The sequence below is a fragment of the Allobosea sp. Tri-44 genome, assembly GCF_004123845.1.
GTDB lineage: Bacteria > Pseudomonadota > Alphaproteobacteria > Rhizobiales > Beijerinckiaceae > Allobosea.
This window is the reverse complement of sequence record NZ_NBDP01000030.1, coordinates 639,236-664,257: the sequence shown is the minus strand read 5'-3', so window position 1 is coordinate 664,257 and position 25,022 is coordinate 639,236. Positions and strand designations below refer to the sequence as shown.

Sequence of the window (25,022 nt, the reverse complement as noted above, 5' to 3'; positions counted from 1 at the left end):
TTCGGCCACTCCTACGGCAAGTACCGGTACAGTCCACAGCACCCGAAATTGCCGTAGAAGGCGAAACGCTCATCCTCGCAGATCGTGTCGAGCACGGCCTGATACACCCCGTAGACGTGACCGGGATCCGCATTCCCGGCGCCGAGGTAGTCATGGAAGAAGACGAAGCCGCCGGGCTCCAGTACCGATGCCATTCGTGAGGCTGCTTCGTGGGTGGCCTGGTAGCCGTGCCAGTGGTCGACGAAGACAAAGCCGAAACGATGCCCTTCGGCGATCAACTCATCCAAGCGCAGCGTCGCGTCTTTCAAGGTGAAGGTCACACGTTCGGCGCCTTCTCGAGCTGCGACATTTGTGCGGGCGACAGCGTTGGCGTCCGCGTCGATGTCCACTGTTTCCAGCTGGCCGGAACCGCGAGCGTTCAGCGCCTTGGCCATGATCGACGTCGACAGGCCCTTGTGAGTCCCCAACTCCAAAATGTTGCCCGACGAGCGGCGCGTCATCTCATGAAGTTTCAACGCATCAGCCTTCAGCAAGAAGCCGTCGATGCCGATGTCGATCAGGAACGGTAGCCCGAACCTGCCCATTGCACAGCTGCGAAGAGCGCGGTGGCCCGCGTCGAAAGCGGTGTGAAACCGATAGGTGCTCCGGTATGGACGCAGGGAGTTGACGGAGAGCGCGCCGAACGGCTCCCAGCTCGATACCCTCGCGACAGCACGATCCAGCGGATACTTCCTCTTCGGAGGACGCGCACTACGTTCGCGCCATCCGGCGTAGTCCTTATCCGAGAAGCTTTTGTCCATCGTATCGCGCCCCGCGACCGCTTGGAATTTAGAGCGGTCACCAAAGCACGCAACCCAGGGGTGAAAACGACGGCGAAATCGATCACCGTTCGGTCGCGGGAGCGAGCTCAGTTTACTAGGTGGAGCGTCGCTCCTCGGCGCCGTACGGCGAGTCGTCACCAGGAGCCGCATTTGGACAAGGCAACCTCAGCAGCTGCCATGGCCGGGTCCTGCCAATGCAACCGGCGACGGCACCTCAATCGGCCGAACCCTGGCGTAAGCCGGCGCCTATCGTCCCTGCTGCGCCCGGCCGGGTGGAGCAACGTCCTGTTCGAGGGCTTCCGCTTGCGCCTCGTAGGCGCTCGCCATGGCCGTCAGGCGGGCCGCGGCCTCATCATCGCAGGCCGTAACGGCCCAACGGCGGCACTTGAACGCTTTCACACGCAAGTCCTGAGCCTGTCGAATTCTGTCGTGGTCCATGAGGGGCGCTCCAGCACAGCAGATCGCCATGCAACTTGCGGCCGTCAGGGCGGAAAACGCTGCGGTGGCTGGAACAATCGCCAGAGCCTGAATATTTGCGCTCGCCCACCTTCTCGGGTCGGCGCGCCGCGCGGGTAAACCGCACCGCACATCGCCTCTTCACCGCTCTATTCAACCGTCAGGCCGGCTCAAGAGCCCGCACGTCAACGGGGGCATGGCTCTTGAAGTAGAAACGCTCGGCAAGCTGATAGGAAACCCAGGCCAGAAAAGTCGAGCCAGCGAAGGCCGCCGCTCCGAGATAGATTGCGTTAGGTATGGTGCCGGCGCGTTGAATGTACAGCAGCCACCATTCCTTGAAGACGAGGCTGATGGCGACCGAGTGCAGCAAATAGAATGAGTACGAGATCCGGCCGAGTTCGGACAGAGGCTTCCAGGCTAGCGCACGGGCAATAGCACTCTGCCCATCGATCGCTTTGCAGAGGATAACCGAACCGCACCCGGCGAATGCCCAGACGAACTGCGATGTCGTCAACAAACCGACTGTGAAGAAGCTCGTTATGAGAAGATAGAGCGCAATCACCGCATAGTCCGGGAAGGCCTCGGCGACAGCTTTAACCGCCGACTGGCTAAAGGTTGCGACCAGTGCACCCGCGAACAGGAACAGAAAGAACTCGGCGTAGAACCCCATCACACCCGGCAAATATGCTGCGATTATGCCCGCTAGAACGATCGCCGGCACGATAGGAACGCCGACTCGTCGCCCAACTACGACGACCAGCGGGAAAACAAGATAAAACGCCATCTCATAGAAGAGAGACCACGTGACATTGTTGAACACGATGCCGGGCACACCGAGCTGCGGCACGCCATTCAGAAAAAGAAGATTCAGGCCGACGGTTTGCCATGTCGGCGGCGGGATGAGCAGAAAGGGACTCAATGCAGCGCAAATGATCAATGCCAGCAAGAACGCAGGGTAGACACGAACCACACGCTTGCCGACAAATGCGGCATAGTTAAAGGACGTCTTCAACGCGATGCGGCAGATGAGAAATCCGCTGAGCATAAAGAAAATATATACACCGTGATGGGAATGAAAAATCCAGTAAAGTACCCTATCGAATGGGTTGTTCCACTCAGCAAAGCGTACGACATTCGGGTTTCCTCCCCGAAAGGTCGCCATATATGTTCCCCAATAATGAACAAGAAATGTGAGAATGACTGCGACGCCTCTGAGGCCATCGAGGCTGCGATTGCGATCCAACATTAATACGCTGCCTGGCCTCATTGAGAGAACGCGCGCCTTCCTCGCTAACCGGAAGACGGCGCAATCAAGCAGTTATGTCGGAATCCTATGGTTGTCGACTGTCATAGGCGACTGGCCTTACAGGACAAGGCCGTGAGCACGGCAGGACATCAGCCGAGAGGCGAAGTTGCGTGGCGAAAGCGGCCGCGCGCTGGAATTCGCAGAGGTGCAGATCAGCGAGCCTCAGATTTTCAGGCAGAAGACCGAGGGATGGCGCGACGGGACGACAAATGGGCCTCCTTGCGCTCGGTCTTGCAGGAATCCAGTGGTTGCCGAAGACAAGGCCTGAACGACGCCCTTCGGCGATCAAATTCATCCAAACGCAGCGTCGCCAGTCATGGGCCCCGGGGAGTGGATCGAAAGCAAGCCGAGATGACAGGCCCGAGACATCGAAGCTCAAGGCCACCGCCAGAGCGGATATGAGCGAGGCTTAGGCCAGCCAAGATCCGGCGGCCGTCATTGGACAACGATGGGTTGAGGCTTTGAGGCGGAAGGCGTTTCGCCTTGCCTGGAGGCATGGTGGAGGGCACAACTGCCGATAGAATGGCCCCGTTGGCGAGACTGGAAAGTTTTCATGCCGATCCTGACCGTGGCCGACGCCTTCACGCTTCGCGCACTGGAATTTGATCTGACTGCGCTTTATGGCCGGGGCTTCCAGGCGCTGGATTCAGGAACGAGATCAAATTTCCGTAGCGAGACATTCGTTATGGTCAATCGCGGATCACACACAATCCAGAATTGGGACGTGACATTCGCCAATCCTGACGGAACTCATACGGTTGCGCATGTCGTTCGAAATTATGGCGGCTCCTATGCCGGTACATTCGATCGGACGGAAATCACATCGATCGCTGAATATTATGGTGATCAACTGCGCTATACGATCACGGATGTAATTGATCCGACCAACCGCGCATCGACGGTCTACACCACACAGGGCTTTTACGACCGCGTCAACGAGATTACGACCGGCAGTCGCGACGACTACATCATCGGCGGGACAGGTATCGACGATATCGTCGCTGGAGACGGAATGAACTATGTGGCGGCGGGGGCAGGCGATGACGCCGTTCGCGGAGGCAGCCACGCGGATCATCTCGACGGTGGCGAAGGCAACGATACGCTGGATGGCGGCGCGGGGAACGACTATCTCGCCGGCGGACAGGGGAATGACACTCTCTATGGGGGCTGGGGCGCCGACATCCTGAACGGAGGCGAAGGCTTCGACACGGCACTCTTTTACGCGCCGGTTTTCGTGCACCTCGGCGCCCCCGAACTTAATACAGGCGATGCCGCAGGCGACGTGTTCCTATCGATCGAGGCGCTGGTCGGCTCGTCAGGCAACGATGTTCTCATCGGCGACAATGGGAACAATTCAATCGCGAGCGGCAATGGCGAGGACGTTCTGTACGGCCTGGATGGTAACGACGTCTTGTCGGCGTGGGGAGACGGAGACAAGCTATATGGCGGGGCGGGCAACGATAGACTGATCGGAAGTTCGTTTACTCTTATGGAAGGTGGCGACGGCGACGACGTGCTTTCAGGTGGGCATGGCAGTATTCTGCGAGGCGGCGCGGGCAACGACACGCTCTCCGGCCCGTTCGGCTTCAAAATTCTGGAGGGAGGGACCGGGGCGGACCAGTTGGTGGGCGGCCGCGGCTTCGATTGGGCGACCTATGAAAACGCAACCGAAGCTGTGCGGGTGAGCCTTTCGGGGGCCGTGGCCAATACGGGCGAAGCGGCAGGGGATACCTTTTCCAGCATCGACGGTGTTCGGGGCAGTCGCTTCGACGACGTCCTGATCGGCGCGACGGATACTGCCATTTTTGATGGTGGCGACGGCGACGACACGATTGTCAGCCGCGCTGGCGGCAGCCTCTACGGCGGCCGGGGGAATGATACCTATTTTGTCAGCACAGCCTCGGCAGCGGTGGTCGAGGATCAGGACCAGGGCTATGACCGCATCTATTCGAGCGTCAGCTATGTTCTGCCGGACAATGTCGAGGCCTTGAACCTGCAGGACACCGCCGTCACTGGCATTGGCAACGCCCTCGACAACGGAATCGGCGGGAACAGCTTGAACAACGTGCTGTCGGGAGGAGCCGGCAACGATCTGCTGTTCGGTTTCGGCGGCAAGGACACTTTCGTCTTCAGATCAGGCTATGGGCACGACGTGATCGGCGATTTCGAAGGTGCGGGCATTGCCGATGCCGATGTCGTGCAGATTGATCCGGTCCTGGCCGATTCGTTTGCGAAGCTGATGAGCTTTGCGAGCCAGTCCGGGGCAGATGTGGTTTTTGCATTCGACGCCGGCACCTCGCTGACGTTGCAGAATGTCAACCTCGCGCTGCTGCATCAGAGCGACTTCCTGTTCGTATGACCCCGTCGGCCCGGGAGGATTGCGGGACAAGCTGAGACGGTCCGACGCATTCGACAAGGCGTTCTAGAAAATAAGGGCCGCGCCAGGTAGGTGAGGGAGCTGACGGGGCGTCTCACGACGGCCAGCCCATGGATTGCATTTAAAGCGCCCGAGCGGCGGCGTGGCTCACGGAAAGTATCCACAACCGCATGCCGGCGATGCTGCACCCCGACGACTTCGATGCCTGGCTCGACGGCTCGGCCGGCAAGGAGATCCTGATGAAGGCGCCGCCAGAGCTGCAGGAGTGGATCGTCAACCGGCGTATGAACAAGACCGGCGTCGGCGACGACGACCCAGCGACCGCTGCGCCGGTCGAGCCCGAACCGCCTCCGCCCCCTCCGGATACGCCAAAGCAGGGTTCACTATTTTAGCGAGCGCTCCAGATCGTCGGCCCTTCCATCTAGTGATTTCAGGATCTCTAAAATGCGCGACCTTCCCCTCGAGGACTATCCTTTGCTTGGTCTAGCGCTGGTCGTTGCTCAACGCGTCGAGTTCGCGCTTTATGGCCTTGCATCCCATATTGCGCATTCTCCCGAAGGGCAGAAAGAGCGTCGATTCCGAGACCTTACGCCGGAGAAGTTTCTTCGAGGTGATCCAAGCGAGCTTAAGGCCACTCTCGGCCAGCTCGTGGAGGCGTTTGGAGACGCGCTATTTATTCGTACGCCAGATCTAGTGACGTTCTATCAAGATCGGAATTTCATCGCCCACGACTACTATCGTGCTTTCGGGATGAGCGTGGGAGGTCACCCCCAACGCCAAGGCGGGCGCGAATTTCTGCTGAAATTCATAGAGCGCGCGGCCTTTTGGGAAGACATACTAGGAGGTGCGATTGACTTTTTTAAGGAGCGGGCGGCCGAAAAATTTGGCCGATCGGCCGAATTGAACTTCACTCAAGCGGACCGCGAGCGCATGCGCCGCTATCAGGAGCACGCTGCCACTCACCCTCGCGTCAAGGCGCATCTCGAAAGCTTGGTGAAATAACGGCCACGTTCCGAGGAGAGGCGGTCGGGCTGCATCATTGGAGAACCTGGCCATTCTCAGAAATGCGATCTGTTGCCATTTGATCGTTCGCTAGGTGCCATTTGGTTGTTCGCGCTACAACACCGCTGTGAAACGAACGATCAGATGGCAATGGCAGGGGATAGGCGGGATCAGGCGGGATTAGCTGGGATCGGGCGGAAAGGCGCAGTGCTGCAAGTACTTAAGCGCCCTCGCGTATGACATGGACAGGCCAGGCTGCGCTTCCGAGCGAATGACCAAATGGCAATAGCCGTCGATCGCAATGCCCAGACGGTCGCCAGAAGCCCCGAAAAGCTTGAGGGAGCCCTTTAAACTCGGAAGAATCAGGACAGGGTCGGCCGCTCCTTCCGAGTTCTATTTTAGCGAACGTTTTCAAAGAGCAACGTCGCTCCTACGCCGCGAGGCGCTGCCAAGTAACTCGGAACTCCATTAGGCTGCTCGACATCTGGTTCCTGACCAATTCGGACACCAGCCGTCCACTCACGCTACAGCCGAAAATGGCTCTTATCTGACTCTGCGGGCGTTGGCTGTCAGGCAACCCTGATGTGCGCATACAACCCAGCAAACAATTTGCCATGGTTCTAGCCGGGCTTGATCGTGCCTTACGGACCACGGGCATATTCGACCAGCTTCTCCATCTCGTGGGCCTCGGGCACCCCAAGATCCACGAGGCGACCCAACGCTGCATCGATACGATCGTGGTGGGGATGCTCGAGGCCGAGCAGTCCAGGTTCATCGATGATTGCCTTTTCGAACCAGCCGATGACCTTCCGACCGATCCCTAACGTAACCCACATCGCCTGATCTGTTGGCAAGTGCTTGAGCCAAGCCTCGACACCCGAGAGGAGGAAGTCGATATGGCGAGCGCGCGGCGCCACGAGGAGCATGTTCATCGTGCATCGAGCGATGAAAGCGGTCGGGCCGCCGGGAAGAAGCGGACGCAGCACATCGAGCAGCGGATCGACACGATCGAAGACACCCTGCACCAAATAGCTCTGCGTTCCAGCGAATGAATCGTGAGTGTTCATTAGGACCTTTGCGACGATCCGCGCAGTTTCCCGGTCAATCGACAAATCTCCGGGGCGGCGCGACCAGGTCCATCTGCGCAGCGCCAGCGTCCGCTGAGTAAGCAGCGTGCGCAGCTCAACCGCGCGCTCCGAATTGCGCTGTGGGTCGTTGAAATAGAGGACGTCAGCCGCGTGAATAAGTGGTTCGGCCACGTCGCCGAACGATTTATCCGGCAGACCCGTGACTAGCCTCAACTGCTCCGCGAAGCGTGGCGGAGTCATGTCCATCATGGCTATTCCGAGTAGCGCGTAGAACTGTTCGTTCCACTCGTGCTTGCGCCCCTCAATCTCTGTCGCCGGCGGGAGGCCATGGCCGTTTACTTCGGCTGACCAGGTAGCATAGGCATCGACAATCTCGCCGCGCCACTCGATCGCGGACCCTGCTTTGCCGGTGAGCAATCGCAACCATCGCGCGGCCAATTGGCTGTCGGTCCGGATCGTCGCGTCGCCGGTCACAGAGTCGACCAACGGATCGGTCAGCTCGTCATCCGCTAGCGGCGCAATGCCACGACATTCGTCCGGAAACGCCGGCCACTCAGGCTCAGGTCCGCCATCTAGCCATTCCATCTCGGCCGCCGCGGCGCGCGCGTCCTTGGCGGCCTTTTCATGCTCGAACCGCGCCTGCGCCGATGCGTCCTCGTTGCTAGGACGCCAGCGGTATGTGCAACTCGCGAAGGCGGCACGGACGGCGGCTTTCAAAAGCCTGGGATCGTCAGCGAGAATTGCATCTAAGGCAGCCGCGAATGCCGTAGGAGCCGAGCGGTCCCTACGGGCAGCGCTCGCGATCAGGGTTTCGCGATCCCCCGGCGTGCGCTTACGAAGCCACAGATGGACGAGGGCGCAGATTGCAAGCGCCGGCCGGTTGTACCGGAGTTTGTCGCCCGACCCTGCACCTCCGTCGACGCTCTCGGCTAGGGCACGATCGATTGCCGAACGCACCCAATGCTCTTGCGTGTCGAGTAAGATTTCGTCGCCGTCGCGTGCTATCAGCATCGCGGTGGCTACTAACTGTGTCGATCGCATTTTCGACGCGCCGGTATCGCTGTCGCCTGGCAGTTCTCCGGCCGCATAGTCTGCCGCTTCGCGGGCAACTTCGGGCGAAGCTCGGGCGGCATCGCCAATGGCAAGATTGATTTTTGCTTCGACTTCGCTTGATCGGACCAGTTGATCGGACCGCTTGCTCAACCGCTCGAGGTGCTCGGCTTTCGCAAGCGGCGACCGATAAGCACGTCCCCTTTCGGCCGCGACCCAGTTTTCCGGGTGCAGCATGTTCAGCACATACGCTCCCATGAACGCTGGATCGCTAAAATTGGCACGCTCGTCGAAGCGGCCGAGCGCGTCGACCGCGGCTTTGAGCTGAGTGCGCAGCCGGTTCGCAAGCGCATCATCGGCGAGACAACCAACCACCATGTTTGCGAGTGGTATGCTGCGGGAAGGACGTGCCGCCAGATCGGCGAGCAGCACCTTGCCGGAAGGCTCGCGGCCCGAAAATGACCCATCGTCCATCAGGTCAAGGGAATGGCGCGAGTGTTCGGTGGCGAGGAGCTCAGGACACGCCATGAATGGCACAAGCGCCTCGCGGCTTGCCGGCCAGTGGGAGATCAGCAGGTCGACGGCCACGAGGAGATAAGCGGCACAACTACCATCAGGGCCGAGGATGTCGGGGAGCACCGCGTCGATTGGCTCGCCGGCATCGAGCCGAGCGTGTCCCCATGCTTCGAGCGCTTTGAGACCAGATGCGACGGAATATTCTCGAGCCTGGTCCCTCGACCAAAAATAACTCTGCTTCCAGGGGAAGAAGCGCGGCCCGTTCTCGAACACGAGTGTGAAACCGTCGGCGCTGGCACCGGCGCCGCGCGAACCGTGAGAGATCGCCTCCAGCGTTAGCTTTCGGATCAGACCGAGCCCAATCTGGGGCGAGGCCTGGAGCAAATCGAAGAAGGGTGGCTGCGCGGGCGATGGCGGAAGGTAGTCCGAATCGGCGAAGCTGAACTCACGGTCGCGAGATCGGCCATTTGGAGATTCACGCTCCTTGTGCTCGATCAGACTGCCGACGATCAACGCGGCAAGCTCGCTCGGCGCAGCATGTACGAGAAAGCTGCTGAACGATCGAATCGCCTTCACTTTGTGGGTGCCAGGCTCAGCGGCGACTGCACGGAGGTAGGCTTTGGCGTCATCGGGCGCGTGGACGGTAAGCAAAAGCGACCACATTCGCAGATCTTCCACCAGCCGATCGCCCGCCTGCCGGTCGACGTTACCCGCCATCTTGCTACTGGGTATTGTCCTGAGAGCGTCTCGAACGTCCAGCTGCAGCAGCCAGTCAAATAGCATCTTAGCGACGGACTTTGCCAGGGTCGGAGAACCCATCAGGATGACATACTGGATCTCGACGAGGTCGATGACTGCACCAATCGCCTGCAGGGGGATATTCTTCGAGTGGCTCGCGCACCACAGCAAAAGCACCGCGGCGGACCCAGTGGTGTTGGTTCGCAGCGACCTTGGCACGACAGGCTGAGTTCCGCCCTGATCTACGCTTTTGAGAAGATCCGCGGTCGCAACCGTTTCGACCGCGACGATGGCCCTGCATAGCTCCCGGAATAGCGAGCCTCCTTGTGCGAGCAGAGCCACACCGCAGCGATCGAGCAGGCTTAGTCCCAGCTCGGATCGCACGATCGCTAGTAGCGCCTGGCGCCTCCATGAACCGTGAGAGCCCGCAGGCGACAGAAGGGTGAGGATCTCCAGCCAAGAGTCGCACCCGTTCTGCATCTCAAGGGACAACCGCCCGGCAAACTCGATGCCGCGCGCAATGCGCGGCGAAACGGGAGCAGTCAGATCGAGGGTTGTTAGGTGACTGCGGTCCTCGTGGATACGGCATGCGACGGCCCAATCGCGCAGGACGTCGTGATAGAAGCCGAGATGGTCGCGCCTACCCTCGCGTAGCGTCAGCGATCGCAAGAGGTGCGACCGGGCGGTCGAGTCGCTTTTCAGCTCCAGCGCGTCTCCCCCAGTGAGGGATTTGTCGACCAGATCGGCGAGTATCCGCTGAGCTGCGCGCACTACGTCGGCGGAAGCGCCGTCAGCGGTCCGCCACCAATAATCCGCGAGTGCGGCCTCGGTCCGGATGGTGGCCGAGCTGGGCACCTTGAGCAGACGGGAGAGGCGATAAAGGTTACGGGCGATAGGAGCCGCGGGGTGACCGGTGGCAAGCAGCGCGCGAAGCGCCGGCGCATGATCGCTGAGCATCTCGACTTCGGCGTCCTGAAGCTCCCCGACGCTAACCGTTTGGCCGGCTCCGAGGGCGGCAAGGGCATCATCCGCCAGCCAGGTTTCTCCATCCTTCCCGAACTCGGAACGGGCGGTCGCTATGACGGTAAATCCTTCGATCCTGCTGACCTCGAGCAGCAGGTCGTTGACCGTCCGCTGTCGCCCGGGCTCGGCGAACATCTCCAGGCTGTCGATGAAAAGAACACCGCCGCCGCTGGCGGCAAGATCGCTCAGAAACGCCTTCGCCGTGGCCGACACCCCAATCGATTGGGCGTACGCGATCCATCCGCCATCGGGTGTGCCCACCGGGTCGAGCACAATGACGTGCGACTGCCTTAGGTGGCGCTCAGCCAAGTGGCGAAGCACCCCTGATTTGCCGACGCCCGGACCTCCGCGGATTTCGATGAGCCGGTGACTCTCCAGCGCGGAATCGACCGCGGCGATCGCGTCGAGCCGCGGCAAGTGCAGACCTGCGATCGTGTTGCCAATGTTGGCCAACGCCATGCCGGCCATTTCTTTGAGCCTAGCTCTAGCCAGCGAAAAATTCCGATCGCCGGCCAGGCGGAAGCCACGGTTGCGCAGTTCTTCCGACAATGTTTGGAGATCGAGAGATCCGCCAGCCTTGCTGGTCGCGATGGAAATTTCGATGAGGGTGCTCCACAACGCGCCAGCGCGCGGCGTATCCTCGTCGGACAGCACTTGTCCCGCCAGGACGAGCCCGAGCGTCCGCGCGACTGGCGAGCTCGACTCGAAGTCGAATTCAAGGATCAGAAACCGGCGAAGGATGCGCCAAATGGCGTCGTCATTCTCATCGACCCCTTCCGCGACGAGGTTAGCGCGGAACGTCGCAACAAAGTCGCGCATGGATTTGCTCGCGACGCCTTTCGCAGACAAGCGCCGGAAGAAATCGGCACTGGTGCCGGCCATGTCCGCCCACTGGAGCACGTCCTGATACGCGCCGGATATGGCGTTGCTGGTCCTTTGGGTGGCTACGCCGAGGAAATGGCGCTCTTCGGGGCACGATGCGTTTGTGCTTGTTGCGATCTGCGCGCAGACCTCTCGGAAGACGGGATCTTTGGGCGCGAAGGTGATTGTCCGCTTGGACTGAATTTCGAGGAGGCTCTCGCCTGCGGCGTTGCTAGCGTGAACAATCAGGTCGTCAAGGGCATACCCCAACTCGACGCCCTGAAAGCGTACCCGTTCGATCCGAGTATTCTTCAATCCCCGTGGCTCGCTGCGGGCGAGCATAGCGAGCAGATAGAAGGCGCCCAGTTCGCCTTCTATGTAGACGCCGGCGCCTCCGCGAGCGGCCGGGCTTGACCCACGCTCTTCTTCTTCGTTGTCAACCTCTTCGCCGGACATTGCCGAGTTGTGCGTACCCCGCGGTCGGCCGTCAAGCTAACCGGCCACAGCGGCGAGCGCAGGCGCGGGACCATAGCGATCAATACCTCTTTGGTCCCGCGGCACGCGCGCTGACCAGCGCCATATGACAGAGATGGCGATGCCAGCCTTCGCTACCGATGTGCGCCAGACACTGCTCGAAAGAATGGCGAAACGCCACCATCGCCTCCTCTCGCGATCCGGCGGAGCCATCAGTTCCGCGCATACCGTTCTGGTGCCGACCAGCATGCAGGTGGATGACCCATTGCCAAACCGGCGCGCTATCGGATCGCCCTTGGTGCAGCACGATGGTGCCTACCCGGACGTCCACGCAATCCACCGACCAGAACTCGTTACGCTTCTTCTCGTCGTGGTGGTCAGGGCAGGTTCGGCGCAGGATCAGAGCGGGCATCAGCGGTCTGCCACGTTGTGACAGCCTGAAATCCCGAGCTCATAAAGGCCGAAAGTCTGCGCCTTGGCACGCCGGGCAAGCTCTTGAGCGTCGGGTTTGTCGATCTTCAGCGCACAATGATCGACCGCTAGATCGACACGCCGCCCGCCAAAGTCCGTGGCAAAGGCATCCGCCACCTCCCGGCTGCAGAAGCACCATCGCATCAGCCTTATTTCGCGGCGGCCTGGCTCGCTCAGCTCCGTGGTCTCGTGGTCGTAGTGAACGGCCCAGCGATACATGATCCCAATTGCGTTCCCGAGCCCGCGGCCCGGAATGACTATCTCGACCTGGAAAGGATGCGAGCGGTTCTTGTGCTTGTTGGTAACCTCGCCTTTGCGTTTGACCATTGACCCCTCCTGACTCGTGGCGTCAGGAAGTGTTCTTGTTTCGTTCTGATAGGCAAGCAATCCTAGGTTGGGCCTCCCGATAGGGAATGAGGCCTAACAGGAGCGTCTATCTTGAACGGGCCTTATGAAGTCGTCGAGAAACTGACCTACTACGTCGTGCAAACCTACCAGATGGCGGGTCGGAACGGCATTTCGGCTGATGATCCGATGCCGGCACGCGATCGGGATCATGCCCAGCGACTATTTGAGCGATACACGTCGTCGCGAGCTGGCGTCGTTGCTTTTTACCGCACCGGCAACCCGACGACTGGCGACTGGGACGATGCCACCATCATTGCCCGCCACGGCAAGCTGCCGGCCGATGTGGACGGCCTGCGCAACGAGGATGATGCTGATTTCGAGCGCTGGGATATCGGCGAGCGCGACTTGAAAGTGGCTTGAATCTGGAAGGCGGCCGAAAGGCCGCCTTCTACCGCGCCTGGACGAAGAGCGGGAGTGTCTCTTCTGGCTTCACCGGGTTCGGCATCGTCAAAGTGCGTGCCGCTTCGCATTGCTCAGCAACCCGATCTGACTGCCAGTGTTCTGCGATCGAGCGATCCGCGATTCCGGCAATCTCCGCTTCATCGATGCGCTCGACCTGATGAGCGAGCCCAGCAAAGCCAATCACCGTGCTCATTAGGGCGCCAACGGCTGGATTGAGAGACCAGCCTTCGCATTTGTCAGAGACGACGCGGGCAGCTACGCGAAGCTCGATGAATTTCGTCACCAGCGGGTGCCGCTCTTGCGCCAAAGCGGGGCTAGCGCCGCTTATCAGCAGATGCGCGAGGATTATCGCCGTCGTCCTCATATTTGCTCCCTAGATCTCACCGCCAGCCCAAACCACCCGGCCGGCAACCCGCAGGGCTTCAGCGTCCGGAGCAGCAAGCGTCTCGGCCGCATAGCGTTCATTGTCGCTCAGCAGCTGGATCGCCCCCTGCCAGCCTATTGCGATGCGCTTGATCCGAACATTGTTGCCATCGACCAGCACGTAGATTCCATCCTTGCGCGGCCTGTCGATCCGGATGTCGATCAGGCAAATCGCGCCGTCAGGGATCGTCGGAGTCATGCTGTCACCGCGGCTGTCCGCGAACCGCGCGAACTTCTCTGGCAAGCCCAACTCGAGCAACCAAGTGCGCGGGAATGGCAACTTGCCAATCTCATAGGGCCTGGCGTTTTCGATGCCCGGTCCGGCCGAGGCGATGACGTCTAGCATGGGAATCATCACGACGTTGTCGTTGACCGGTGACGCGGCGAGTTCGGCTCTCACCAGATCTGCCGAAAAATCCTCCCCATAAATGAGGTAGTCGGTCGTCACTGCGCAAGCGCGTGCGATCTCGCCCATGCGCAGAGCCGGGATCTCCGACTGATTGCGGCAGTATCTATCGATCGAAGATTGCGGAATTTCCGTCAGCGAAGCGACCCTGCCGCGACCGCCGGCACGATTGATTGCATCAGAAAGCCTTTCCGCCATTTTTGCCGGGTCAATCAGCAAATTTGATCCTTACTGCAGTTAATCGCCAGATTTGCGTTGACACTGCCTCGCATATCTGATGATCTCGCCACAAGTGCCGCCCACAAGTGTGGTTAACACATCAAAGGTGACGTGACGAGACGGAGCCCATGTCGAACTGGACCAAGCAGCAAATCCTTTTCGCGCTTCGCGAAAGCGGCACGACTGTCGCCGCAATCGCCGAGAAGGCGGAGATCAGCCGCTTCACCATCTATGGTGCGTTGGAGCAGCCCTATCCCAAGGTGGCGAACCTCATTTCTGAGGCCTTGGGCAAGCAGCCTCACGACATTTGGCCCGAACATTATGATGCAACGGGTGCGCGCCGGGGCTTGCTCACTCGCGAGAGGGCAGCCTGATGAGCCTGCTCGCCACGCTCACCACCAGTTCTCCAGTCTTCCGCGTCCGCCTTGCCGATATCGACACCTCGGGCCGCCTGCGGCCAGTCGATGAGGCTCACGCGCAACTGATCGCTGCCTCCATGAATGAGGGGCGTCAGATCCAACCCGTCGTGTTGCGCGTTCATCCTGCTGGCAGCGGCTGGAAGCTTGTTGTCGGCGGTCATCGCCATCGAGCTGGCGAGATCAACGGATGGGATGAAATCGACGCGGTAGCGATCGAGTGCAGCGACGATCAGGCGCGTCAGATTGAGATTGACGAAAACCTTGCTCGCAAGGAGCTCACCGCGCTGGAGCGAGCCCAATTTCTGGCAGAGCGTAAGCGGGTATACGAGGCACTGCACCCCCAGACCGCGCACGGGAAGGCCAGGAAGTCGAAGAGGAACGAGGGGAAAGTGGCAAACTTTGCCACTTTCCTGTCCTTCGCGAAGGAGGCTGCCAAGCAGACGGATTTGGCGCCGCGTACAATCCGTCTTTCGATCGAATTGGCTGGCAAACTGTCGCCTGATGCCGTCGCATTGATCCGCGGCACCAAGATTGCGGACAACCAGGCTCAGTTGCAGGCGCTCGCGGCGCTTGATGGGGAGCAGCAGCTCAAAGTCGCTCGCGAGTTCGCCGCAGGACGGGCCACCTCCGTCGCCAAAGCTCGCGTCGGCGCCGGTATCGTGCCGGAGGGCGGCGCAGTGCGAAAGGACGACCGGCCGCTCGTAAAGCTGGAACCGATCATCCAGCGCCTCTCGCGCCAGCAGTTGCTCGACCTGCGCACCATGGTCGACCTTCGACTGAAGGCGACGGAGCCGCTCGCCCAGCCCGCCCGTACCAAAAAGGGCGAAACGGCGTGAAGCTCTGGCTGACAGCATCCGAGCTCGCCGCCCTCGCGCTTCCAGGCTTGCCCGCGACCGATCGCGGCCTGCGCGATCTGGCCGAGCGAGAGGGATGGGCGGGTTTTTCCAGTCTGTGCCGCGCCCGCGCAGGCCGCGGCGGCGGCGTCGAGTATCACGTCAATCTGCTGCCGGCCGCGGCGCGTGCTGCCTATTTCGGGCGCGCAGGCCAGAGCGCGATCGCCGAAGCCGCTTCAACCGCGCTTCAAGCGGCGCCAGACGTCTCGGTGCCGGCCGCAGCGGCTGGCGAACAGCTCGATGCTCGCATCGCCATCCTTGGGGCGCTCCGCGCTTTTCAGAGGGCGGCAGATCTCACGCAGACCGTGGCGATCACTCATTTTGCTGATCTCTACAATCTCCACAGAGTCGACATTCCGGCTTGGGTGCGTGAGCGCGTCCGGCGGCTGTCTTCGCGGACGCTGTTGCGCTGGCTCTCCGTCGCGAGCGATGGCGAAGTGCAGCGGCTCGCGGTCGATCGCGGAGCTTCTCGCAGAGGCAAGGGCCTGCTTGACGCCGGCGCCGATGGCCAGTTGAAGGCCTTCATGCTCGCCCTTGTGGCGCAGAACCCACTCTATACCGCCCGACAAATCTACGAGGCCTGTCGCGGGCGCTATCCGGAGGGCGTCGCCCTGGACGGCGAGATGCGAGCGCTGCCGGGCCAGCGTGCGTTTGAAGTCGCGTTGAAGCGCTGGAAATCCGAGCTTCAAACCGAGCTCATGGCGCTGACCAATCCCGATGCCTTCGTCTCGCGCACGCGTGTCTCAGGCTCCTATACGCACCTGACCACACGGTTGAACGAGCTCTGGCAGATCGACGCTTCACCAGTCGACGCCCTTTGCCTGGACGGTCGCCACTCGGTCTATGCCTGCATCGATATCTGGTCGCGCCGGCTGATCCTGCACGTATCGAAGACCCCGCGCTCCGAAGCCGTCCAGCTCCTTCTGCGCAAAGCACTGGCGGCTTGGGGCGTGCCCGAGCAAGTGAAGACCGACAATGGTTCGGACTTCGTCGCGAAGGCGACACGCCGGCTCTTCGCCGCACTGCAGATCGAGCATGTGACCTCGACCGCCTTCTCCCCCTGGCAGAAGGGCCCGGTGGAGCGGGTGATCCGCACCTTCCAGACTGATCTCGGTCGGACATTGCCGGGTTTCATCGGGCACAGTGTCAGCGATCGCAAGGTGATCGAGGCTCGGCGCGCCTTCGCCTCCCGTCTGGGCACCGATGACGCCAAGGCCTTCGCTGTCGAGCTCAGCGGCGAGCAACTGCAGGCCGAGTGCGATACCTGGGCAGACGCTCAGTATGGCCGGCGCGGCCATGGCGCCCTTGGAATGAGCCCATTCGCCAAGGCAGCGAGCTGGACACAGGCCATCCGTCGCGTCGACGCCCAAGCTCTCACCGTCCTGCTGATGCCTGCCCCTGGCGGCGACGGCATCCGTACCGTCGGTAAGCGCGGCGTCCGCATCGACGGCCATCACTATCTCGCTGCCGGCGTTTCCGTTGGGACGCGTGTGTTTATCCGCCTCGATCCCGCGGACAAGGGCCGCATCTGGTGTCTTGATCCCGACACCGACGCACTGCTCGGCGAAGGCCGCTGTCCTGAGCTACTGGGCGAGGATCCGGCAGCCATACGCGCCGAAGTGGCGGCTGCACAGAAGCGCCTGATCGACGACCGCACTGCCAGCATGCGGGCCGAGCGCCGCAAGATCACCAGCCGCACCGTGCTCGACCTGGCAAGCGCTCGAGGAGACGAGTGGCCGCCTCGCCATCGACATGTCCGAGGTGATCGGCCGGCTGCAGCCGGTGATCCGGATCGAGCCGCTGCGCGCCGGCGCCTGGCTGCTCGCCCAGCACTATGCCGGCGACGATCCCAGCCAGGTGGTGCCGATGCTGCATGACATCGTCCGGCGCAATCGCCTGCGCCATCCGGCCATGCTCGGCGCCGGCCCGATCGAGGTGCTGAAGCCGTGAGCCAGGTCTATCTCCCGGCGAAGATCCCGACGCGCCGGATCGCGCTGAAGATCGACGGCAAGATCATTGACCGCTGGACCAAGGTGCAGCTCGACCACGACATGGGCGAGCTCGCAGCGTCCTTCGAGCTCACCGTACATGACGATGAGCGCGCCAAGGTCGCCTGGGAGTGGACGACGCCGGCTGGTGATGGCGAGCCGATGAATTGGGGCCGCAAGGCTGAGATCACGATCGACAAGAAGACCTGGCTGGTCGGCTGGATCGATGACGTCTGCTCCGAGGTGGGCGAGCAGGGCGGCGGCTATGTCACGATCTCCGGCCGCGACAAGACCGGCGATCTGGTCGACTGCCCGCCCGATCCGCGCGGCAAGCACGAGTACAAGAAGATCAAGCTCGAGGAGTTCGCCAAGAAAATCTGCGAGCCCTTCGGCATCAAGGTCAAATGTGATGTCGACACCAGCCCGGTGCTCGACAAGGCGACGGTCGAGGCTGGCGAGACGGTGATCTCGTGCCTCGCCAAATACGCCAAGCAGCGCGCCGTTATCATCACCAGCGACCGCGTCGGCGGCATCCTGATCACCCGCTCCGGCAAGCAGAAGGCGATCGACGAGATCCACTTTCCCGGCAACGTCACCAGGGTGCGCGCCACCTTCTCGGCCCGCGAGCGCTTCAGCGACTATTTCGTGAAGGGGCAGAGCGAGAAGAACGGCGGGCGTCGCCCGGACAAGGCCGCGCTCAGCGTCGACGAGGAGCCGAAGGACGAGGCGCCCGATCAGCCGGCGCCGGCGACGGATTCCCCGCTCGACAAGCCGGGCGGCGCCGGCGCCCATGTCATGGGCCATGCCAAGGATCCGGACGTCACCCGCTGGCGGCCGCACATCGCGATGTCGCGCACGCAGGCGAAGGATGTCGACGCCCAGAAGCAGGCGGAATGGGAGATGCGCACCCGCCGGGCCAAGGGCGACAAGATGGATTACAGCTATCGCGGCATCACCGGCGGGCCCGGCCAGAAGCCCTGGCAGATGAATACGGTCGCCTTCGTCGAGGACGACTATGCCGGCCTCTCTTCCGAGCAGCTGATCGCTGGCGTCTCGATCTCCTATGACGAACGCGGCGAGATGACCCGCCTGCGCGTCACCGGGCGCGAGGCCTTCGACCTCATGCCGGTCGGCGACCGCCGCTCGCAGAAAAAGTCCGCCAAGAAGAAGGGCGGCAGCAAACCAGGTGGGCTCGACAGCACCGCCAAGCCGCTCTGAGGAGGCGCCCATGTCGGCCGACGCTGAAACGGCTCACGCCTATCGCGGCGTCGTCGCCCGCGCTGCGGTGCGATCGACCAACGATAAGGGGGGCAGCCAGACCGCTACGGTCGAGGTGCATCGCCATGTCGAGCGGACCGATGTCGAGGTGCTCGGCGTTTCCGGCGTCTCGACCAGGCCGCCCGCCGGCGGCGAGGCGATCGTGCTGGCGGTCGGTGGCGATCAGGGCGACCTTGTCGCACTGCCGCTCCAGGCGCCCGGCAACCGCATGGGCGGGCTCGAAGAAGGCGAGGTCGCCGTCCACAACCTCAAGGGCGACCGCGTTCATGTGAAGAAGGACGGCTCGATCGAGAGCACCAGCCGTAAGCGCGTGAAGTCAAAGGTCAAGGACGCCACCGTCGAGGTGCTCGAGGACCGGATCATCGCCAAACTTGGCGCGGCGGCGAACGCGCCGCGCGTCGTGATCCGCCCCGAATATGTCAAGTTGCGCTTCGGCGCCCACTGGCTGGTCTTGAACGCCAGCGGCATCGTCTGCTCGGTCGCGCCGGTGGTCGGCTCGGACCCGGAGCCGGGCGTCTGACCGTCATCGTTTCACTTATAATTTTCGAACTCATCGTTGACCCGGAACAGGACGTTCACTGGCTGAGCTTCCACGACTACGTCTTTGCTTGATGGGTCTCGAAACACACGAGCAAAAAAGCGGATCGTAGGATCAGCCCTGATTTCCTTGGTCGCAGATTCCGCGAAGAGGTACTTGCCGTCCTCGCTATCGTAGATCGCATCGGATCGGTCCTCATATGAAACATCGACAACCAATGGGATGTTGACGGGAACGACGACGCGGAGCCCCGTCGCCGACGTCGCAAGAACCTTGAACTCGCCAATCGATATTTCTCCATCAAGCTGATGCTCGATGACTTCGCCCTCCGGAAGATCACCGCCCACGTATATGGGAATCAGATCGCCAATCTGAGCTTCGATAGCGGCCTCGAGTTGCGCCTGAACCGGCGAACTGGTGAAAATGGTCCGGGCTTCGGCGACAAGTTGAGGTTCATCCATCGCGGCAACCGACGCGAGGAGATCCTCCAGCGAGTTCATTGCCAGCAAATGTTCAGATTGGTCGACAGCCTGACAGACGGCCTTGTCAGCGCCGACCACGTAAATCGTTTCCTTCATACTGTCGCACCAAGCTTCAAGCATCGCGATGTTGAAGGCGTCAGGGAATTCTTTGCTGCCTAGCTTGTGAAACGGAGGTTCGCGCTTGAAATAGCGCTCAAAAACTATCGATGGCGGCACTGTGTCGATGCCATGCTCAATTGCGCGAACCGATCTTATGAACGAAGAAAAATCCCGGAACGCAGCCATCGAGATGGCTGCTTGATCGAATTCAGGCAGGGTCGTAACGAGTTTAGGGTACCGTTGAACCCATCTTCCCAAGTGTCGCTTCGCCCCTTTGAGCGCTGACGTTGTTTCGCCAACGAAGTCGTGCAGCTGCCGCTCGACTTCTTGAAATATGACGTCGGTGATATGCAATACTAGACGACCGCTCGATAGCAGCTCCTTGAGAGCAACCAACGGGGGCGCGGCTGGATTATGCCCGAGCTTCCGGTAGACCTGGGTGTCGAGAAACACATGATGCGTCCTAAGACGAACCGGCGCAGATTTGGGCTGTTCTATCATCGGCATCGCGTCCTCGAGTTAAGGCGGCATACCATTCCTCGGAGCTGAGACGGAAGCGGGTCGATCACGTCGCACCGAACGCGGGACCTGATCCAGACCCGGACGCATGGGAAGGCGCCATGCTAGGGTGAGGTTGTCGACTTCGCCGGGGGAAAAACTTGCGACTGCCAAGACTGATCCGAGCCCGCTTGTTTGCTTCGGTGCCCGTGAATGGAGTGCTTGTAGCATTCAAAGACGTTCCGCTTGCTGTCCAACGCTTTTGCGTTCCGGCTTACCTATACAACGCCGGAGAGCCTGACTTCGACGTCAGCAAATCTGGTTCGGCTTTCCTACTTCGTTATCGCGAATGCAATTTCGCCTTGTGCTGCCGACACCAGATTGCTGCCTTTGATGCCGACCAATTCAGCATCATGCTGCAACAGCCAAATGGCCGGTTCATTGGCTTGCCACCCGATGCGATCGGAGAGGCTCAAGCTCAGCCTCCTCATCAGGCAAACCTCGACGATATTGCATTGTTCGAATACCGCTCGCCGCGCAATGGCCGGGAGCTAAGGCGCCACTTCCTTCAGATTGATTTGGCGACGACTCGAGAGGATTTGGACGCCGGATCGATCATCGCGTCTGCGGCAATCGGCTATCCAACCTCAGCAGTTGAATACTCTGATCCTCTTGAAGGGGGTGGAGTTAACATACGGGTCGGGTGGCTCCGGCTGTATCTGACAGATGCGGCGCCGGCACTGATGGACGAGGAAAATCGTCTACCCATGGTGCAGGACCCGCTCGCGCTGCAGCGGCCGCTGGATAGGCCGGACGGGATGAGCGGCGCGCCCGTTTTTTGCGTTTGGCGATCTGAGGACTGGCAGTGTCACCTCAGCTTCTTAGGCATGATTACGAGCGCCAGAAACGGTCGGTTCATGATCTACAGTGCTCGTCATATCCGTCGAGCGTTGGACGAGTACATTGCCCTATAATCGTCTGACGACCCGAGCTCGGGTCGTGTCCCGGCTTGCGCGCGCGCGACATTGTCCGCGCTATGGCCGACTTCCTCGACGTTGCGCTGATCTTCGATCCGGACACCCGCACGGCTGACGCCGAGCTGGGCGAGGACGGCGATCTGCTGCTCGACGAGACAGCACTTACCCCCATGCTGATCTCGCTCGGCTCCGACCGGCGGGCCCGTCCGGACGATGAGCTGCCGCAAGGCCGCGACGCCCTCAACGTCTCCTCCTCCTTCGTCACTCGTCGCGGCGCGGTTGGTGATGCGCTCGACGCCTATGGCCGCTGCACCGGCTCGCGCCTCTGGCTGCTCGAGCGCGCCAAGCAGCACGAGCTCACCGAGCTCTTCGTCCAGGACGCTGCTAGGGAGGCGCTGCGCTGGGTCGGCGTCGAGACCGAGGCGCCGGCGCAGATCTCGACCAGCTGGCCGCGCCGCGGCTGGCTTGCTCTGGTCTGCCGCGTCGGCGAGACCGAGCTCGAGCTGATGCAGCAGGCCGCCTGATGCCGGCGCCGCTGCCCACGCCCGAGGAATTGACGCGCCGGGCCGAGGCCAGACTTGAAACCTCCTTGAAGCGCATCCGGCCGGACGCGAGCCCGGCGGCGATCGCCCGGGCCGTCCGCTCGGAAAAAGGCCTGCTCGCCGCGATCGTGCGGGCGCAGGCGACCGGGCTCTACGGCGCGCATCTGCATCTCAGCTGGAATGTCCAGCAGCTGATGCCGGATACGGCCGAGGCCGAATTCCTGATCCGTCACGCCTCGATCTGGGGCGTATTCCGCCGGCCGGCGACCAAAGCCGTTGGCCTGGCTCTCTTCACCGGCGTGGCGACCACGGCCGTGCCGGCCGGCCTCGACCTGCGCCTGCCGGGCGGCGGTTTGGCCCTCACCTCGGCCGGCGGCGTCCTGAATGGCGCCGGCGACGCGACGATCGCGCTCGAGGCGGCCGAGGGCGGCGTCCTCGGCAACACTGCCGGCGGCGCCAGCCTGCCGATCGTCACCGTCCAGGCCGGGCTCGATCCCCAAGCTGCGTTGCTCGATGCCAACGGCATGGCTGGCGGCGCCGAGGAGGAGACGGACGAGTCGCTGTTGGCGCGCGTCCTCGCCGAGATCCGCGAGCCCGGTCATGGCGGCGCCAAGCACGATTATCGCCTCTGGATCCAGAACAGCTTCGCCGTCGCCAAGGTCGCGACCGTGCCACTCTGGGTCGGCCCTGGCTCGGTCGGCGTCGTCGTCGCCATGGGAACGGCCGTCGCGCCGACGCCGCCGATCCCGGCCGAGCTCGACGCCATGGCCGCTCATCTCGATGTGCTCCGGCCGGTGACGGCCGAGGTCTACGTCCGGCCGGTGGTGCTGTTGCCGGTGCCGATGCAGCTTGCCGTCGTACCGGACACGCTGCCGGTGCGCGCCGCCGTGCAGGGCGCATCCGCTGCTCATTTCGCGGCGGAGGCCGAGATTGGCGAGCGCTTCGCCCGCTCGCGCCTCTCGGAGGCGATCAGCGCAGCCAGTGGCGAGTACCGTCACTACCTCGTGCTGCCGGCCGGCGATGTCGTGCCCAATCGCGACGCGCTGCCGGTTCCTGGGCTCACGACCTGGGATCCGCCGCCATGAGCCGGAGCGAGGACCAGGTCCTGGACGAGCTGCTGTCGAACCTGCCGCCCGGCTGGATCTGGCGGCGCGATCGCGACAGCGTCATTGCCGCGCTGCTCACACCGCTCGCCGGCGGCATTGCCGAGGTCGAAGCGGTGGCCGAGGCGATGCTGCGCGAGGTCGATCCGCGCCTGGCATCAGTCTGTCTGACCGATTTCGAGCGCGTGCTCGGACCCGATCTGTGCGGTCGCGATAGATCGGCCATGTCGCTCGGCGATCGCCGCCAGCTCGCGCATCAGCGCTGGACGGCGCGCGGTGGCGCCAGCCGGGCATACTTCATCGAGCTGGCCGCCAAGCGCGGCGTCGCAATCACCATCAGCGAGAATCGCGTCACCTATGCCGGTGAGATGGTCGCCGGCGACGAGCTCGTCGATTGGCCGCAGCAGTTCATCTGGATCGTCCATCTCGCCTTCACCGAGGAGAGCTTGTTCGAGGCCGACGAAGGCCAGGCAGGCGATCGCCTCTACGACCTGACCATCAGCGACATCGACTGCGACATTCGCCGGCTGAAGCCAGCGCATACCCAGGTCGTGTTCGACTACGGGAGCCTCTGACATGGACCGCATCGCTCATTCCTCAGCCGTGATCATCGGCGGCAAGCGCCAGTTCCGCAGCAAAGACACCGAGGCGGGGATTCCCGGTACCGTCGTCACCGCGACGCATCTGAATGCGGAGCAGGAGGAGATCGTCGGTTTTATCGAATCGACCACCCAGGCGCCGAACGGCGCCAAGCTCAACCAGCTTGCGATCGGCATCCGCTCTCAGCGCCTGAATTACGTTTTGTGCACTGGCCCGGCCAACGCCTATGCCGGCACGCTCAATCCGGTGATCGCGAGCTATGCTGATCTAATCGTCGGCACGGAGCTTCACTTCTGGATCCCGGCTACCAACACCGGAGATTCGACCATCAACCTCGGGCCCGGACTGGTCTATTTCCGCAGCCCCCGCGGCGCCGTCCTGCTGCCGGGCGATTTGAAGCAGGACACCTTCACAACGGCCATTTGGACCGGCGTGGCGATGCAGCTTACGGCCACCGCGCAGGTGCCGGAGCCGGACATCAACTGGCGCGCCTGGCCAACCGCAAACCGCAACGTCGGCAGCGGCGTGACCGTGATCCAGCTCGACGCAGCCGAGGCCGGATCAAGCCCCACGATGACACTCGGCGCTGGCTTGACGAAGTTCACCGCAACTGTGCCCGGCTGGTACATGCTGTTCGGCTCGATCGTGTCCGCGTCAGGCGCCGCCTTCCTCGGCGCTGGCTTGCGCAAGAATGGCTCCGTCAACCTCACCTCGCAGGGCGGACCGCAGGCCGCATACACCCAGGGCACCGTCACGGTGGCGACCTTGGCCAAGCTCGCGATCGGCGACTACGTCGAATTCTACGCCAGCGCCGGCGGCACCGACCAGATCGACGGGTTCTCGACGACGTTCTCCGGTTCCTTCCTGAAGGCGACGTAACGATGATCAACACGATCCTGAAGCACTATCCGGGCGCCCGCTTCGACAACAGCGGCGGCAATTTCACGATCGAGAATGTCTATGGCGAGGATGGGCTCACCACGCCCCGCATCACGGCCTGGGACGCCGACGCCATCGGGGCGCCGCAACCGACCCAGGAAGAATTCGCCGCGTTGTTGGCCGAGGCGCTGAACGAAGGCCTCAAGGCCTACGTCCGGACCAAGCGCTGGCAGGTCGAGAATGGCGGCGTGCTCGTCAACGGCATCAAGATCGCGACCGACGATCGCGCCAAGACCATGCTGCTCGGCGCCCGCATCGCCGCGATGGCGATGCCTGAGACCTTCACGACGCCATGGTCCGACCTGGACGGCGTCGGCCACCAGCTCGACGCCGCCGGCGTGATCGCCGTCTCCGATGGCGTGCTGGCCCATGTGCAGGCCTGCTTCGTGCTTCAGGACGAACTGATCACAGGCGTTGAGACCGGCACGATCTCGACCATCGAGGCGATCGACGCAGCGGACTGGCCGCCCAACATCTGACACCAGTGGTGACGTGACAGGGGAGCCCGAGGGCTCCGGCGGCCGGTCCTGGGAAGTTCAAGCCGCCCGATGAGGGTCGAAATCACATCGCCCGCCACGGCGGCCGCGAGGCCGCGCGCGCAAGGGCGACGAATCTGGACCTCAGC

The 25,022-nt window shown here is 62.2% G+C and carries 22 protein-coding genes and 1 pseudogene; 15 read left to right on the top strand and 8 right to left on the bottom strand.

Annotated elements, in window-relative coordinates:
- Positions 1–11: 11 nt before the first annotated feature.
- Together B6S44_RS19610 and B6S44_RS19605 are read right to left on the bottom strand one after the other, a co-directional pair.
- Positions 12–800, bottom strand: coding sequence for an O-methyltransferase (locus B6S44_RS19610; RefSeq protein ID WP_164985888.1), 789 nt, complete (start codon positions 798–800; stop codon positions 12–14).
- Between the two features lie 637 nt (positions 801–1,437).
- Positions 1,438–2,523 carry an acyltransferase family protein gene (locus B6S44_RS19605; protein ID WP_164985887.1) on the bottom strand — a complete coding sequence of 362 codons (1,086 nt, stop codon included), beginning with the start codon at positions 2,521–2,523 and terminating at the stop codon, positions 1,438–1,440.
- Positions 2,524–3,136: 613 nt separating this feature from the next.
- Between B6S44_RS19605 and B6S44_RS30090 the strand changes: the two genes are divergently transcribed.
- The 3 genes and pseudogenes from B6S44_RS30090 to B6S44_RS19590 all read left to right on the top strand — a co-directional run bounded on the left by B6S44_RS30090 (position 3,137) and on the right by B6S44_RS19590 (position 5,962).
- Positions 3,137–4,942 carry a calcium-binding protein gene (locus B6S44_RS30090; protein ID WP_129158544.1) on the top strand — a complete coding sequence of 602 codons (1,806 nt, stop codon included), beginning with the start codon at positions 3,137–3,139 and terminating at the stop codon, positions 4,940–4,942.
- A 167-nt stretch (positions 4,943–5,109) separates the two neighbouring features.
- A pseudogene (locus tag B6S44_RS19595) lies at positions 5,110–5,352 on the top strand (hypothetical protein); the annotation flags it as partial.
- Between the two features lie 52 nt (positions 5,353–5,404).
- The gene (locus tag B6S44_RS19590) at positions 5,405–5,962 is read left to right on the top strand and encodes a hypothetical protein (protein ID WP_129158542.1); all 558 of its coding nucleotides are present in this window, start codon (positions 5,405–5,407) and stop codon (positions 5,960–5,962) included.
- A gap of 641 nt (positions 5,963–6,603) precedes the next feature.
- Here B6S44_RS19590 and B6S44_RS19585 read toward each other — a convergent pair.
- From B6S44_RS19585 to B6S44_RS19575, 3 genes are all read right to left on the bottom strand, one after another.
- Positions 6,604–11,694 carry a P-loop NTPase family protein gene (locus B6S44_RS19585; RefSeq protein ID WP_129158541.1) on the bottom strand — a complete coding sequence of 1,697 codons (5,091 nt, stop codon included), beginning with the start codon at positions 11,692–11,694 and terminating at the stop codon, positions 6,604–6,606.
- A gap of 79 nt (positions 11,695–11,773) precedes the next feature.
- On the bottom strand, positions 11,774–12,124 hold the full coding sequence (locus B6S44_RS19580; protein WP_129158540.1) for a hypothetical protein: 351 nt from the start codon (positions 12,122–12,124) through the stop codon (positions 11,774–11,776).
- The gene (locus B6S44_RS19575) at positions 12,124–12,510 is read right to left on the bottom strand and encodes a hypothetical protein (protein WP_129158539.1); all 387 of its coding nucleotides are present in this window, start codon (positions 12,508–12,510) and stop codon (positions 12,124–12,126) included. The genes B6S44_RS19580 and B6S44_RS19575 overlap by 1 nt, the downstream gene beginning before the upstream one ends.
- A gap of 111 nt (positions 12,511–12,621) precedes the next feature.
- Between B6S44_RS19575 and B6S44_RS19570 the strand changes: the two genes are divergently transcribed.
- Positions 12,622–12,951, top strand: coding sequence for a hypothetical protein (locus tag B6S44_RS19570; RefSeq protein ID WP_129158538.1), 330 nt, complete (start codon positions 12,622–12,624; stop codon positions 12,949–12,951).
- A gap of 28 nt (positions 12,952–12,979) precedes the next feature.
- On the opposite strand, the gene B6S44_RS19565 is transcribed toward B6S44_RS19570, so the two are convergent.
- Together B6S44_RS19565 and B6S44_RS19560 are read right to left on the bottom strand one after the other, a co-directional pair.
- Positions 12,980–13,357, bottom strand: coding sequence for a hypothetical protein (locus B6S44_RS19565; protein ID WP_129158537.1), 378 nt, complete (start codon positions 13,355–13,357; stop codon positions 12,980–12,982).
- Between the two features lie 9 nt (positions 13,358–13,366).
- A complete protein-coding gene (locus B6S44_RS19560) occupies positions 13,367–14,041 on the bottom strand; it encodes a S24 family peptidase (RefSeq protein WP_129158536.1) in 675 nt (224 codons plus the stop codon).
- Between the two features lie 128 nt (positions 14,042–14,169).
- Between B6S44_RS19560 and B6S44_RS19555 the strand changes: the two genes are divergently transcribed.
- The 5 genes from B6S44_RS19555 to B6S44_RS19535 all read left to right on the top strand — a co-directional run bounded on the left by B6S44_RS19555 (position 14,170) and on the right by B6S44_RS19535 (position 19,139).
- Positions 14,170–14,415: a helix-turn-helix domain-containing protein gene (locus B6S44_RS19555; protein ID WP_129158535.1), complete on the top strand. Its 246-nt coding sequence runs from the start codon at positions 14,170–14,172 to the stop codon at positions 14,413–14,415.
- Complete coding sequence (locus tag B6S44_RS19550; protein WP_129158534.1) at positions 14,415–15,296, top strand: ParB/RepB/Spo0J family partition protein; 882 nt, start codon at positions 14,415–14,417, stop codon at positions 15,294–15,296. Before B6S44_RS19555 ends, B6S44_RS19550 begins: the two co-directional genes overlap by 1 nt.
- Entirely contained in the window at positions 15,293–17,230 is a 1,938-nt protein-coding gene (locus B6S44_RS19545; protein ID WP_129158533.1) for a DNA-binding protein, read from the top strand. Before B6S44_RS19550 ends, B6S44_RS19545 begins: the two co-directional genes overlap by 4 nt.
- A 69-nt stretch (positions 17,231–17,299) precedes the next feature.
- Entirely contained in the window at positions 17,300–18,559 is a 1,260-nt protein-coding gene (locus B6S44_RS19540) for a phage baseplate assembly protein (protein ID WP_129158532.1), read from the top strand.
- Between the two features lie 10 nt (positions 18,560–18,569).
- Positions 18,570–19,139 carry a phage baseplate assembly protein domain-containing protein gene (locus B6S44_RS19535; RefSeq protein ID WP_129158531.1) on the top strand — a complete coding sequence of 190 codons (570 nt, stop codon included), beginning with the start codon at positions 18,570–18,572 and terminating at the stop codon, positions 19,137–19,139.
- An 11-nt stretch (positions 19,140–19,150) separates the two neighbouring features.
- Here B6S44_RS19535 and B6S44_RS19530 read toward each other — a convergent pair whose 3' ends face one another.
- On the bottom strand, positions 19,151–20,191 hold the full coding sequence (locus tag B6S44_RS19530) for a PIN domain-containing protein (protein WP_129158530.1): 1,041 nt from the start codon (positions 20,189–20,191) through the stop codon (positions 19,151–19,153).
- A 236-nt stretch (positions 20,192–20,427) separates the two neighbouring features.
- On the opposite strand from B6S44_RS19530, the gene B6S44_RS19525 reads away from it, so the two are divergent.
- From B6S44_RS19525 to B6S44_RS19500, 6 genes are all read left to right on the top strand, one after another.
- Positions 20,428–21,210: a hypothetical protein gene (locus B6S44_RS19525; RefSeq protein WP_129158529.1), complete on the top strand. Its 783-nt coding sequence runs from the start codon at positions 20,428–20,430 to the stop codon at positions 21,208–21,210.
- 62 nt (positions 21,211–21,272) lie between these two features.
- Entirely contained in the window at positions 21,273–21,737 is a 465-nt protein-coding gene (locus B6S44_RS19520) for a phage GP46 family protein (protein WP_129158528.1), read from the top strand.
- A complete protein-coding gene (locus B6S44_RS19515; RefSeq protein ID WP_129158527.1) occupies positions 21,737–22,840 on the top strand; it encodes a baseplate J/gp47 family protein in 1,104 nt (367 codons plus the stop codon). Before B6S44_RS19520 ends, B6S44_RS19515 begins: the two co-directional genes overlap by 1 nt.
- Positions 22,837–23,433 carry a YmfQ family protein gene (locus B6S44_RS19510; RefSeq protein ID WP_129158526.1) on the top strand — a complete coding sequence of 199 codons (597 nt, stop codon included), beginning with the start codon at positions 22,837–22,839 and terminating at the stop codon, positions 23,431–23,433. The genes B6S44_RS19515 and B6S44_RS19510 overlap by 4 nt, the downstream gene beginning before the upstream one ends.
- A gap of 1 nt (position 23,434) precedes the next feature.
- Positions 23,435–24,337 carry a hypothetical protein gene (locus B6S44_RS19505; RefSeq protein WP_129158525.1) on the top strand — a complete coding sequence of 301 codons (903 nt, stop codon included), beginning with the start codon at positions 23,435–23,437 and terminating at the stop codon, positions 24,335–24,337.
- Between the two features lie 2 nt (positions 24,338–24,339).
- Complete coding sequence (locus B6S44_RS19500; RefSeq protein WP_129158524.1) at positions 24,340–24,876, top strand: XkdW family protein; 537 nt, start codon at positions 24,340–24,342, stop codon at positions 24,874–24,876.
- The last annotated feature ends 146 nt before the right edge of the window (positions 24,877–25,022 follow it).